This is a genomic window from Demequina globuliformis, assembly GCF_000975155.1.
Classification (GTDB): domain Bacteria; phylum Actinomycetota; class Actinomycetes; order Actinomycetales; family Demequinaceae; genus Demequina; species Demequina globuliformis.
The window spans coordinates 167255-179484 of sequence record NZ_BBRG01000001.1 but is presented as its reverse complement, the minus strand read 5'-3'; the positions used below and the strand labels follow the sequence as shown (position 1 = coordinate 179484).

General features: G+C 67.0%; 11 protein-coding genes. 10 read left to right on the top strand and 1 reads right to left on the bottom strand.

What is annotated here, in order from left to right; translation table 11 throughout:
* The 7 genes from AOP75_RS00815 (at nt 1) to AOP75_RS00785 (ending at nt 9149) form a co-directional block, all read left to right on the top strand.
* Complete coding sequence (locus AOP75_RS00815) at nt 1-558, top strand: DivIVA domain-containing protein (RefSeq protein WP_083966590.1); 558 nt, start codon at nt 1-3, stop codon at nt 556-558.
* Nucleotides 552-1706 (top strand): 1-deoxy-D-xylulose-5-phosphate reductoisomerase, encoded by a 1155-nt coding sequence (gene dxr / locus AOP75_RS00810; RefSeq protein ID WP_062076494.1) that lies wholly within the window; start codon nt 552-554, stop codon nt 1704-1706. Before AOP75_RS00815 ends, dxr begins: the two co-directional genes overlap by 7 nt.
* 37 nt (nt 1707-1743) lie before the next feature.
* Nucleotides 1744-3054: a M50 family metallopeptidase gene (locus AOP75_RS00805; RefSeq protein ID WP_062076493.1), complete on the top strand. Its 1311-nt coding sequence runs from the start codon at nt 1744-1746 to the stop codon at nt 3052-3054.
* A 58-nt stretch (nt 3055-3112) separates the two neighbouring features.
* On the top strand, nt 3113-4246 hold the full coding sequence (gene ispG, locus AOP75_RS00800; RefSeq protein WP_062076492.1) for a flavodoxin-dependent (E)-4-hydroxy-3-methylbut-2-enyl-diphosphate synthase: 1134 nt from the start codon (nt 3113-3115) through the stop codon (nt 4244-4246).
* Nucleotides 4243-5166 (top strand): GNAT family N-acetyltransferase, encoded by a 924-nt coding sequence (locus AOP75_RS00795; protein ID WP_062076491.1) that lies wholly within the window; start codon nt 4243-4245, stop codon nt 5164-5166. Before ispG ends, AOP75_RS00795 begins: the two co-directional genes overlap by 4 nt.
* Before the next feature lie 152 nt (nt 5167-5318).
* Nucleotides 5319-7235 carry a choice-of-anchor U domain-containing protein gene (locus AOP75_RS12685; protein ID WP_062076490.1) on the top strand — a complete coding sequence of 639 codons (1917 nt, stop codon included), beginning with the start codon at nt 5319-5321 and terminating at the stop codon, nt 7233-7235.
* Between the two features lie 120 nt (nt 7236-7355).
* The gene (locus AOP75_RS00785; RefSeq protein WP_083966804.1) at nt 7356-9149 is read left to right on the top strand and encodes a proline--tRNA ligase; all 1794 of its coding nucleotides are present in this window, start codon (nt 7356-7358) and stop codon (nt 9147-9149) included.
* Between the two features lie 75 nt (nt 9150-9224).
* On the opposite strand, the gene AOP75_RS00780 is transcribed toward AOP75_RS00785, so the two are convergent.
* Entirely contained in the window at nt 9225-10208 is a 984-nt protein-coding gene (locus AOP75_RS00780) for a DUF4439 domain-containing protein (protein WP_152649897.1), read from the bottom strand.
* A 93-nt stretch (nt 10209-10301) separates the two neighbouring features.
* Between AOP75_RS00780 and rimP the strand changes: the two genes are divergently transcribed.
* From rimP to AOP75_RS12330, 3 genes are all read left to right on the top strand, one after another.
* Nucleotides 10302-10763 carry a ribosome maturation factor RimP gene (gene rimP / locus AOP75_RS00775; protein WP_062076488.1) on the top strand — a complete coding sequence of 154 codons (462 nt, stop codon included), beginning with the start codon at nt 10302-10304 and terminating at the stop codon, nt 10761-10763.
* Nucleotides 10764-10827: 64 nt separating this feature from the next.
* A complete protein-coding gene (gene nusA / locus AOP75_RS00770) occupies nt 10828-11832 on the top strand; it encodes a transcription termination factor NusA (RefSeq protein WP_062076487.1) in 1005 nt (334 codons plus the stop codon).
* Between the two features lie 59 nt (nt 11833-11891).
* Nucleotides 11892-12161 carry a YlxR family protein gene (locus AOP75_RS12330; protein WP_083966589.1) on the top strand — a complete coding sequence of 90 codons (270 nt, stop codon included), beginning with the start codon at nt 11892-11894 and terminating at the stop codon, nt 12159-12161.
* Nucleotides 12162-12230: the final 69 nt, after the last annotated feature.

Genomic DNA, 12230 nt, shown 5'->3' with positions numbered 1-12230 from the left:
GTGGCGAAGGGCCTGTTCCCCAAGGTCAGCATCTTCAAGCTTGGCTACGAGCGCGAGGACGTTGAAGAGTTCTTCGACTATGCCAGGGGCGCCTACGAGGACCTCGAGTCGGACAAGAAGTTGGAGCCCTTCCAGGTGCGACGTGCGTCGTTCGACCTCTCGCACGGCGGCTACGACCCCGCTGCCGTCGATGCGGCGCTTGACCGCCTCGAAGTGGCGTTCTCCTTGCGCTCGCGCGAATCTTTCGTGAAGGAACACGGCCAGGACGCCTGGATGCGTGGCCTCGCCGACCGGGCCCAGAGCCTCTACCCGCGACTACGCCGGCCATCGGGGGAGCGATTCGCGCACCCAGGTGCCGTCAGCTCCGGATACGACGCGAGCGAGGTGGACGCATTGCTGGACCGGCTCATCGCGTTCTTCGATTCTGGCCAGGCCATCACTGCGGACGAGATCCGCTCGGTCACGTTCTCTCGCAAGCGCGGTTCTCACGCCTACCAAGAGCGCGTCGTTGACGCGTATCTGGCCCGCGCTGTCGACATTCTCCTCGGCGCATCGTGAGTGGCGCGACCCGGTCGGTCGCGCTCCTTGGTTCTACGGGCTCGATCGGCACCCAAGCGATCGATGTCATCGAACGCAATCCCGACTCCTTCCGCGTGACGGCGCTAGCCGCCGGCGGCAGTAACCCCACTCAGGTCATCGAGCAGGCACGCGCCACAGGCGCGCCTTTGGTGGCCGTAGCACGGGCCGATGCCGTGGCTGAGATCGCCGCCGCGTTGCCGGGGGTTCGGGTCGAGGGTGGGGCCGATGCCGTAGTAGCCGCCGCTGGTTCAGGAGCCGACGTCGTCCTGAATGGCGTGACCGGGTCCGTGGGCCTGCGGCCCACGCTCGCCGCACTCGAGGCCGGCAGCACCTTGGCTCTGGCCAACAAGGAGTCCTTGGTCGCCGGCGGCGCTCTGGTGAGGCGCGCCATGCAGCGGCCCGACCAGATTGTGCCGGTCGATTCGGAACACTCGGCATTGGCGCAGGCGCTGCGCGGCGGTCGTGCGGACGAGGTCAAGCGGTTGGTCGTGACCGCCTCGGGCGGGGCTTTTCGTGGGAAGTCGCGGGAGGACCTTGCCGACGTCACGGCCGCCGATGCTTTGCGCCACCCCACCTGGGACATGGGCGCGGTCGTGACTATTAACTCGGCCTCGATGGTCAATAAGGCCCTCGAAGTCATCGAAGCGCATTTGCTCTTCGATATCCCGATGGAGCGTATCGATGTAGTGGTGCACGCGCAGTCCATCGTCCACTCCATGGTGGAGTTCGTTGACGGCTCCACCCTCGCTCAGGTGTCCCCACCGGACATGCGCTTGCCGATCGCCCTGGGACTGAGTTGGCCCGATCGGGTGCCGGACGCCGCACCCGCCATGGACTGGACCCAGGCGCAGACGTGGACCTTCGCCCCTCTCGACGAGGAAGCCTTTCCCGCTGTCGCCCTGGCCCGGCAGGCCGTCGCGGCATCGGCCCTCCACCCCGCAGTCTTCAACGCCGCCAACGAAGAGTGCGTCGCGGCGTTCATCGACGGTCGGTTGCCTTTCCTCGGGATCGTCGAGACGGTGCGGCGCGTTGTGGAGGCGTACGAGGCTCCCCAGGAGCTGTCGTTGGCTGCGGTAGACGAGGCCGAGCGGTGGGCGCGCGAGCGTGCCCTCGCCGCTATCGGCTGACGCTAGCGCTCAAGAATCGGAAACGTAGGGTAGGACAATGGCAACCGTCATCGGCGTCGTGGTGCTCGTGGTCGGACTTTTGGTGTCGATCGCGCTGCACGAGGTCGGGCACATGCTGCCCGCCAAGAAGTTTGGCGTGCGAGTGAGCGAGTACTTCGTCGGGTTCGGGCCCACGCTGTGGTCCCGCCGTGGCAAGGAGACCGAGTACGGGCTCAAGGCCATCCCGCTCGGCGGGTACGTCAAGCTCGTGGGCATGATCCCGCCAGCCGACAGGGTGAAGCCTGTGCGCGGCACTGGGTGGGCGTCGCGCCTCATCGCTGATGCGCGTGAGGCGGCCGTGGAGGAGATTCACGAAGGCGAGGATTCGCGAGCCTTCTACCACCTGACCTGGTGGCGCAAGGTGATCGTGATGGCCGGCGGTCCTCTCGTGAACTTGGCGCTCGCGATCCTGATGTTCACCGCGACCCTGACCTTCATTGGCGCGCCCACGTCGACCCTGACCGTGTCTGCGGTGGTGCCGTGTGTGCCGGCCGCGGGCGCCACCGAGTGCACCGCCACGGATCCCGAGTCACCTGCGGCCGCCGCCGGGCTTCAGGCAGGGGACACCATCACGACCGTCGACGGCGTCGAGGTCGCGGACTGGGATCAGGCGACCTCGATCATTGCTGAGTCTGCGGGGCAAACCATCCCCGTTGAGGTCGACCGCGCCGGCACGCCGGTCACCTTGTCCGTGACACCTGAACCGCGCGAGCGAGTGGTCTACGACGACCTGGGGCAACCAGTCACCGGGGACGACGACGAGCCAGTGACGGAGACCGTGGGGTACATGGGCATGTACTCGGACGTCCAGGTGCAGCAGCAACCGCTCACCGCGGGCACGGTGCTCGCGTGGAACTACTTGGGCCAGACGCTCGACGTGATCATTCACCTGCCCGAGCACATTTATCACACCGCGCGTGCAGCCTTGGGGCTGGAAGAGCGTGACGCCAGCTCCGTGATTGGTGTGGTGGGCGTGGGCCAGGTGGCGGGTGAGATTGCGTCCGCAGATGTGGAGGGCTACGGGCTCACCCAACGCATTGGCGACATGCTGATGTTGCTTGGGGGATTGAATCTGGCGCTCTTTGCGTTCAACATGATCCCGCTGGTTCCGCTCGACGGTGGCCACATCGCATCCGCGTTGTGGCAGGCGATCAAGAACGGGTGGGCTCGCGTGCGCGGCCTATCCATGCCTGCGCCTGTCGACGTGGCCCGCATGATGCCGCTCGCGTACGGCATGTTTGGGGTGTTGCTCGTCATGGGCGTCATCCTGATCTATGCCGACATCGTGGCGCCCGTCACGGTGACGTGATGCGCGTCCGTACTGCTTGTAAGGAGATAATGGACCTGTGACTGCTATCGGACTCGGAATGCCGGCCATGCCCGCCCCCACGCTCGCGCCGCGCCGCAAGACGCGCAAGATCAAGGTGGGAAATGTGTACGTCGGCGGTGACGCGCCCGTGAGCGTGCAGTCGATGACGACGACCAAGACGCATGACATCAACGCGACTTTGCAGCAGATCGCCGAGTTGACGGCCGCCGGTTGTGACATTGTGCGCGTGGCCTGCCCGACTCAGGACGACGCAGATGCGTTGCCAGCGATCGCGAAGAAGTCTCAGATCCCCGTCATCGCAGACATCCACTTCCAGCCCAAGTACGTCTTTGCCGCGATCGAGGCCGGCTGTGCTGCAGTGCGCGTGAACCCGGGCAACATCAAGAAATTCGATGACCAGGTGAAGGAGATCGCCCAGGCCGCCAAGGACCACGGCACCTCACTGCGCATTGGTGTCAATGCCGGTTCACTCGACAAGCGCCTGCTCGAGAAGTACGGCAAGCCCACCCCAGAGGCGCTGGTCGAGTCCGCCGTGTGGGAGGCGAGCCTGTTCGAGGAACACGACTTCCACGACTTCAAGATTTCGGTCAAGCACAACGACCCCGTCGTGATGGTGAAGGCATACGAGATGCTCTCCGAGCGCGGTGACTGGCCGCTCCACCTCGGCGTGACGGAGGCCGGGCCCGCGTTCCAGGGCACCATCAAGTCCGCCACGGCCTTCGGGGCATTGCTGAGCCAAGGGATCGGTGACACCATCCGTGTGTCGCTGTCCGCGCCGCCCGTTGAGGAAGTCAAGGTTGGCATTCAGATCCTGCAGTCGCTCAACCTCAAAGAGCGCAAGCTCGAGATCGTTTCGTGCCCCTCGTGCGGTCGCGCCCAAGTCGACGTGTACGAGCTCGCAGAGAAGGTGACCGCCGGCCTGGAAGGCATGGAGGTGCCCCTGCGCGTCGCCGTCATGGGTTGCGTCGTGAACGGACCTGGCGAGGCGCGGGAGGCAGACCTCGGTGTTGCCTCGGGCAACGGCAAGGGCCAGATTTTCGTTAAGGGCGAGGTCATCAAGACCGTGCCGGAGGCGATGATTGTCGAGACTCTCATCGAAGAGGCCATGCGCATCGCCGAGACCATGGAGCCGCAGGAGGGCGCCTCGCCCGAGGTGGTCGCTACGTCATGACCGACTCGCTGCTCCGGCGCGCTCAGCATTCGCTGGCGCCGGCGCAGCGTCGTGACCTCGAGGAGTTGGCCGCGATGTGTGCGGCGGACCCTGTCATGAACGTCGTTCCTGCCATGCACGTCGAGGTGGCACTGGCCTCTGGCGTGGTGCCTGCAGGTCTGTGGGCTGTGCGCAAGCGTGCCGGGTGGTCACGGGAACTGATTGGCTTGGTGTGGGGCGGTGCCAACCTCACCGTCGTCCTGCCGCGAGCCGCGGACGAGGACGCCGAGGATGGCGTGCGTGCCGACCTTGCAGCGGGGCTCATCGGGCGCATGTCCCGGCCAGCCGCGCTCGTCGGTGCCGCCGACATCACCTTGGACCTGTGGGGCCGGGTCGAGCCGTGGTGGGCGCCCGCGCGCGAGGTGCGGCCCCATCAGGTGTCGATGTCAATCCAGGGTCCGGCTCGCACGGTGGCCGCCCTCGCCACCGATGACCTCCGCCTCGATGCGGTGCGGCCGGCAACCGAGGCCGACTACGACCTGCTTCTCCCGGCGTGCGTGCATATGTTCATCGGCGAGGTCGGGTACGACCCCATGCGCCACGGGCGTGCCGCCTATGAGGAGCGGCTGCGCTACTTGGTGCGCGGCGGGCGTGCCTACCTGCAATACGGCGAGATCGACGGACGCAGGCAAGTCGTGTTTAAGGCTGAGGTGGGCGCGCTAGGCGGGGGAGTCGCCCAGTTGCAAGGAGTGTGGGTCCACCCGTCCGCGCGCGGACGCGGGCTCGCTCGTGCGGGGCTCGTCGCCGTGATCGATGCCGTGCGAGGCCGGCACGCCCCGACTGTCTCGCTGTATGTCAACGACTTCAACGCCCCTGCATTGGCGGCCTATGACGCGGTGGGGATGGTGCGCGCTGGCGCCTTCGCGACCGTGATGTTCTGACCCGTCACGTTCGCCCTGAATGTCCGCTTTGCGGCCGGGTGTGGAATCCGCCACGGTGGATGGTGCGTCGTTATCTAGTTCGATAACGTTCCCCCGACAGAGAGTCGTTCGCGCACCTGTGCGAACCCTGATTCCCACGAGGGGGACTTCATATGCTTTCACTTTTCCGTGCGCGCGGACCGCGTGCAGCGATCGCGGGCACCAGTGCCGCCGCGCTCGCTCTGGGGCTGACAGCGGGCGGTGTCACGGCGACCGCCGCGCTTGCTGTTCCTGCTGACGCCACCGGCGGCGCCAGCTGCGCGTCCCCCCAGGTTGAGTACCTGACCGAGCTCAACACTGACAGCTCGTTCGACGAGTGGACCCTGTCCAACGGCTCGACGGTGGAGTTCACCGCTGATGGGCTCGCGATCGACTCCACGGGCAAGGTCGCGTACATGAACTACGGCATCGAGCGCTTCGATGTGGCAGATGCTGGGCTGACGGACTTCGACTACGAGCGCACGTCCGGCACGCACGACATCAGCCTCAACCTCGCGTACGCCGAGGACTCCTCGGTGCAGTGGTCTGGCACGCTCGTGTACGAGCCCGGCGTGTACGGCGAAGGCAACTGGTGGAGCACCAAGGACAACAAGGCCGATAACTGGCGCCTGTTCACTCTCGAGGACTTCGCGGCCGAGTACCCCGAGGCAGATGTGATCGGCGTTGGCTTCTCGTTGGGCTCCACCTCAGTCGGCTCCGGCGTGGTGAGTTCCGTGACCGCGGGCTGCACTGAGTACCGCTTCTCGGACTCGGCATCCGTGCCTGGCGGCCCCCAGCTGCCCAGCGCGCTGATTGGCTTCGAGCAGGCAACGGACGCCGACTCGGCCGAAGGCGGCCTGGTGGGCGTGACGATTGCGGCCTCCGACGCGGGCGTGGCCCCTGCTGCCGGGTGCTTCTACGCTGAGGCCCCCGTGACGAACTACGGCACGCACGGCACCGACGGCTTCGTCGTGACCAGGTACGCCGGCTATTCGGATGCGTTCCCCGACGCTGGCTACTTCGCGTCAGCGGACGTCTACCTCGATGCGGAAGCGCCAGAGGGCCAGTTTTCCTGGTCGCACGCGCTGAATGGCCCCGACGGTATCCACGACCAGGACTTCGTCTTCCACGCGGGCGCAGACGGCGCTGGCAACTGGACCGTGGGCACAGGGCACGGTGCCAACACCAACGCCGACGACAACTACTTCGCGAGCTACGGCGACTCGCCCATCACCATCTCCGAGTCGGGCTGGTACACGTTCCAGCACACCTTCGCCGCGGTCGACGGCGCCGTTGTTCCGACGCTTGCAGTCCTTGACGCAGCAGGTGTCGAGCTCGGCTCATGGGTCATGGACGGCACCGATCGTGCCGTCGCCTCCGCTGGCGGTAACCGCTACGGATGGCTCGTCAACAACTCGTACGACGGCCTTCCGATCGACAACGTGTTGCTCAACGCCGAGCGCCCCAGCAACGCATGTGACGACGGCTCGACCGATGGTGGCGACACCGACGGCGGGACGGACGGCTCGACTGACGGTGGCACGGACGGCTCGACCGATGGTGGCGACACCGACGGCGGGACGGACGGCTCGACTGACGGTGGCACGGGCGGCTCGACCGATGGCGACGCCACGCAGGGCACGACCGTGCGCGAGACCGTGGTGTTCGATGGCGACACGGAGGCCACGGTCACGGTGTCCGGCATCAAGGCACCGGACGCCCGCGCGCTGGTCGCCGAGACCACCTTCACGGCTAACCCGAGCGATCTGGGTGCCATCCCGGCGAATGTGTCGATGCCGTTCGGCGCGTTCGGCGTGACGCTGGCGGTGCAGGAGGGGTCGTCGGCGACCATCACGATCGACCTGCCGAGCCCCGTCAACTCGCTGTACAAGCACCTGGGAGACGGCTGGGTGGAGTACCCCGCCACCTTCTCCGGCACCACGGTCGAGTTCGTCGTGACCGACGGTGGCGCTGGCGATGCTGACGGTGAAGTCAACGGCGTCATCGTTGACCCCGCCGCTCCTGCTCTGACGGCGACCTTCACCGGTTAACACCCGGCGGGCGCTCCCAGGACAAGCGCGGCCCCTTCCCGACCAGGGGAGGGGCCGCGCTTTCGCTTTGGTGGGAACGGTGGGGTAGCGGTGCGCACTAGCATGGGAGCCATGTTGCGCATGTCCACGCTCTTTCTCCGCACCCTTCGTGAAGACCCCTCTGAGGCAGAGGTCGCCTCGCACAAATTGCTGCTGCGCGCGGGGTACATCCGCAGGGCCGCTCCCGGCATCTACTCGTGGCTGCCACTCGGCCTGCGGGTACTCGCCAAGGTGGAGGCCGTGGTGCGCGAGGAGATGGAGCGCTCCGGGAGTCAAGAAGTGCACTTCCCGGCACTGTTGCCGCGCGAACCCTACGAGGCCACTGGCAGGTGGGAGGAGTACGGTCCCAATCTGTTCCGGCTCGCGGACCGCAAGGGCACCGACATGCTCCTGGCACCCACGCATGAGGAGATGTTCACCCTGTTGGTGAAGGATCTCTACTCGTCCTACAAGGACCTTCCGCTGTCCTTGTTCCAGATCCAGACGAAGTACCGCGATGAGGCACGCCCCCGCGCGGGCCTGCTGCGCGGCCGCGAGTTCATCATGAAGGACGCGTATTCGTTCGACATCGACGACGCGGGCCTTGAGGCTTCCTACGAGACGCAGCGCGAGGCGTACATCCGCATCTTTGACCGCCTTGGCCTCGAGTACGTGATTGTGGCCGCGACTTCGGGCGCCATGGGCGGCTCCCGTTCGGAAGAGTTCCTGGCCCCAACGGCGATCGGCGAGGACACCTATGTTCGTTCGCCCGGGGGTTACGCGGCGAACGTCGAGGCCGTCACGACGCCCGTGCCGGACGCCGTGCCGTTTGATGACGCCCCGGCCGCGCACGTCGAGGACACCCCCGACACCCCCACGATCGACACACTCGTCGCGGCCGCAAATGCGCGCTATCCGCGCGCCGACCGCGAGTGGACCGCCGCTGACACGCTCAAAAACGTCGTGATCGCGGCGACGAACCCTGCCGGCGAGCGAGGTGTGCTCGTCGTAGGCGTGCCAGGCGACCGCGACGTCGACCTCACCCGCCTGGAGGCGGCGCTCGCGCCCGCCACCGTCGAGCCGGCCACGGATGACGACCTCAAGGCCCACCCAGAACTGGTGAAGGGGTACATCGGCCCTGGTGTCCTCGGGCCGCAGGCCCGGCCTGAGGGGGTCGAGTTCCTCTCCGAGGATGACGCGACCATTCCTTACATGCTTGACCCGCGCATCGTTCCTGGCACCCGCTGGATCACCGGTGCCAACGAGCACGGCAAGCACGTGTTTGACCTGGTAGCCGGCCGCGACTTCGTCGGCGACGGCACCATCGAGGCCGCCGAGGTTCGTGCGGGAGACCCGGCGCCCGACGGCTCGGGACCGCTTGAACTTGCTCGCGGGGTGGAGATCGGTCACATCTTCCAGCTGGGACGCAAATACGCCGAGGCCCTCGACCTCAAGGTGCTGGATGTGAACGGCAAGCAGCAGGTGGTCACCATGGGCTCCTACGGAATTGGTGTGACGCGCGTGCTCGCGCTGCTCGCCGAGCTCAACCACGACGAGCTGGGCCTGACGTGGCCTGCGCACGTGGCGCCTGTCCAGGTACACGTGGTTGCGACCGGCAAAGATCAGGACGTCTTCGATGCCGCGCTTGGCCTGGCAGAGGGCCTCGAGTCGGCAGGGGTTGAGGTCCTGTACGACGACCGGCCCAAGGTCTCGCCGGGTGTGAAGTTCAAGGACGCAGAACTGATCGGTGCGCCGTTCATTCTTGTTGCGGGCCGCGGTCTCGCTGAGGGGCTCGTGGAGCTCAAGACGCGCGCCACGGGCGAGTCGGAGAACATTCCGGTGACCGATGCCGGGGCAGAGGTTGCCCGCCGCGTCGCCGCCGCGCTCGAGGGGTAGGGGCGCTGCGAGGCGCGCAGCGAGCGCCTCGCAGGTCCGCGCGCGCTCATGGTCGTGAAGCGCGTGCGGACGCTCTTACGGCGCGCTCGCCACGCCAGGTAGTGGGGGCACGGAGGCTTGGACCGTGGCGTCGCCATAGGCCGCAGCCTGCGCGTAGGCATCGTAGGCGGCGGTGAGGAGCCAGGCGAGATCCTCGGGGTCCGCACCGGGGACGAGAGACATGTAGGTCTCAGCGATGCTGAGCTCTTCCGTTTGCGCCGCCACGACGCGGGAGGCCGCATCCGGTAGTTCGCGTGTGGGCGTGACGTAGGTAGCCTCGCGCACGTCCTCGATGCCGGGGAGTGCCACGAGTGCGGATGCGCGATCGCGTTGCAGGTCTCTGCGTGCAAGCCACTGGTCACGTTCGCTGTCAGCCGCGCGCGCGGCCAGGACCTCGTACAGATAGCCGGCCTCGTCGTGAGACCGCACTAGCTCGGCGACCGTGGCCGCATCCACCGCGGTGCCCTCCGGCACGAGCGTCTCGCCCGCGAGAGCCGACGACTCAAAGACCCGTTCAGCCGACGCGGCGGCCTCGTCGCCCTCAACGACGCCCGCGACCCAGGTGGAGTACCACAGGCTCAGCGCGTGCGAGAGGCCGGCCGAGGCCGTCAGGACGGCGAGGTCGGGGTCCGTCGCGGTGAGCGCATCAGCAAAGTGGCCGTCTTGGGCATCGATGACGGTCTCCTGCAGGCCGCCGACGCTGTCCTCCTGCGCACTTGGCGATGGGCTCGCGCTCGGGTACGCGACGTAGAGTCCGCCGAAGGCCTCGAGACGCTCGGGTGCGGCGTCGGCCTCCAGGTCGGCGAGCACCAGAGCGTCGTGCGTCGTCGACGCGGTCGCGCCCGCTGCGGCGTCAATCACGTCTTGCTCGCGTTGCGCTGCGGCGTCGCGCATGAGGGTGACCTCGTCGGGCGAGGGCCAGTCGGGTGCCGGCGTTTCCATACGCCAGGAGCACCCGGCGAGCGCCAAAACGAGGGATCCAGCGGCGGTTGAGCGCCAAGCGAGTGCGGACAGTGTCATGGCGGCCATGATTCCACGTGTCGCCGGTAGAATGGCGCAGACGAACTTCAGCAACGGAAGCGTGTGCGCAGCACGCGAGGAGGCGAATGGCCCATGGACATCGACAGCCGCATTGCCGACCTCGCAGGGCCGGCCGCTCAGGAAGCAGGCCTCGTTCTCGACGAGGTTCGCGTCTCACCCGCAGGTAAGCGCACCAAAGTCGTCGTCACCGTCGACCTCCCCGAGGACAGCACCGGCAGCGCGGACCTCGATGCGGTCGCGGCCGCATCGCGCGCCATTGGGGCTGCTCTCGATGAGGCGGACGTGCCGTCGACTCCCTACGTGCTGGAGGTCTCCACCCCCGGAACGGATCGTCCGCTCACCGAGCGCCGCCACTTCATGCGTGCCCGCACGCGCGTGGTCGAGCTCGCGGTGGCGGGGGAGACCGTGACCGGACGTCTCGTCGACGTCACCGGCGACACCCTGGAACTCGACATTGACGGCACCACGCGCGAGGTGAGCCTGGCGCAGGTGGACAAGGCCCGCATCGTGGTGGAACTCAAGCGACTTGACTAACGGTCGTTGCGCACGACCCGCGACACATTGAGCGCGTGACGATCTCACGCCAGCAGGAGGACTGATGGACATTGATATGGCGGCCCTGAAGGGTCTTGAGCGGGAACGCGAGATTTCTCTCAACGTACTGATCGACGCGATCGAGCAGGCGTTGCTCTCCGCGTACCACAAGACGCCGGGCGCATACCGGAACGCGCGCGCACACGTCGATAGGGTCAGCGGCCGGGTCACGATCTTCGCGCGCGAGGACGCGGACCCCGAGTCGGGGATCGAACCCTCGGAGATGCCCGAGTTCGACGACACCCCCAAGGACTTTGGGCGCATCGCGACCATGACGGCACGCCAGGTGATCGTCCAACGCCTGCGTCAGGCAGGCGACGATCAGGTCTTGGGCACGTACGCCGACCGCGCGGGAACCATCGTTTCTGGCGTGATTCAGCAGGCCGCTGATCCGCGCAACGTGCACGTCGACATTGGCGACGTCGAGGCGGTACTGCCGCAGCACGAGCAGGTTCCCACGGAGACGTACACGCACGGCGAGCGTCTGCGCGGGTACGTGCTTGACGTGTCCCGCGGCAACAAGGGGCCCTCCATCACGCTGTCGCGCACGCACCCCAATCTGGTGCGCCGCCTATTCGAGCTCGAGGTGCCAGAAATCGCTGACGGCACCGTGGAGATCATGTCCTTGGCGCGTGAGGCGGGCCACCGGACCAAGATGGCCGTCCGCGCGACGGTGCCAGGTGTCAATCCCAAGGGAGCCTGCATTGGCCCCATGGGTTCGCGTGTGCGCGCCGTGATGAGCGAACTGCACGGCGAGAAGATCGACATCGTCGACTGGGACGAGGATCCGGCCGTGTTTGTGGGCAACGCTTTGTCGCCGTCGCGGGTCGTGTCCGTGACCGTTGTGGACGAGGACGAGCGCGCCGCACGCGTGATCGTCCCCGACTTCCACCTGTCGCTGGCCATCGGCAAGGAAGGCCAGAACGCCCGGCTCGCGGCCCGTCTCACTGGATGGCGCATCGACATCCGCTCCGATGAGGACCCTGATTCCCCGGTCGCACGCCGCTGACAACACGCCGCGGTTAGGCGTCCAGCCGTGACCCGCTAGACTAGAAGGGCCGAGAAACCATGTCCGGTCGCTCCCGCACGCCCGCCCCAGGCTCTTCTGAGCCGGTGCGTACCTGTGTCGGCTGCAAGGACACGGCGCCTCGGTCGGTTCTGATGCGTCTGGTTCTCGGCGGCGACCATGTGGTTGTCGACGAGGCCGCGACCAGTCCGGGGAGGGGTGCTTGGCTGCACCCCACGCCGGCCTGTCTAGAACTCGCGCTGAAGCGACGTGCCATCGGGCGAGCCTTGCGCTCGCCTGGAGCGGACACGTCGCAGGTGCGGGTGCCGTGAACATCAGCGCCGCCCCACTGACCGTCAACAAGTTGGGATGAAAGCCCATGGCCATCCGATGAGTACCTC

Coding starts and splice junctions, on each gene's coding strand:
- AOP75_RS00805 (WP_062076493.1), top strand. CDS start 1,744: ATGGCAACCGTCATCGGCGTCGTGGTGCTCGTGGTCGGACTTTTGGTG.
- ispG (WP_062076492.1), top strand. CDS start 3,113: ATGCCGGCCATGCCCGCCCCCACGCTCGCGCCGCGCCGCAAGACGCGC.
- AOP75_RS00795 (WP_062076491.1), top strand. CDS start 4,243: ATGACCGACTCGCTGCTCCGGCGCGCTCAGCATTCGCTGGCGCCGGCG.
- AOP75_RS12685 (WP_062076490.1), top strand. CDS start 5,319: ATGCTTTCACTTTTCCGTGCGCGCGGACCGCGTGCAGCGATCGCGGGC.
- AOP75_RS00785 (WP_083966804.1), top strand. CDS start 7,356: ATGTCCACGCTCTTTCTCCGCACCCTTCGTGAAGACCCCTCTGAGGCA.
- AOP75_RS00780 (WP_152649897.1), bottom strand. CDS start 10,208: ATGACACTGTCCGCACTCGCTTGGCGCTCAACCGCCGCTGGATCCCTC.
- rimP (WP_062076488.1), top strand. CDS start 10,302: ATGGACATCGACAGCCGCATTGCCGACCTCGCAGGGCCGGCCGCTCAG.
- nusA (WP_062076487.1), top strand. CDS start 10,828: ATGGACATTGATATGGCGGCCCTGAAGGGTCTTGAGCGGGAACGCGAG.
- AOP75_RS12330 (WP_083966589.1), top strand. CDS start 11,892: ATGTCCGGTCGCTCCCGCACGCCCGCCCCAGGCTCTTCTGAGCCGGTG.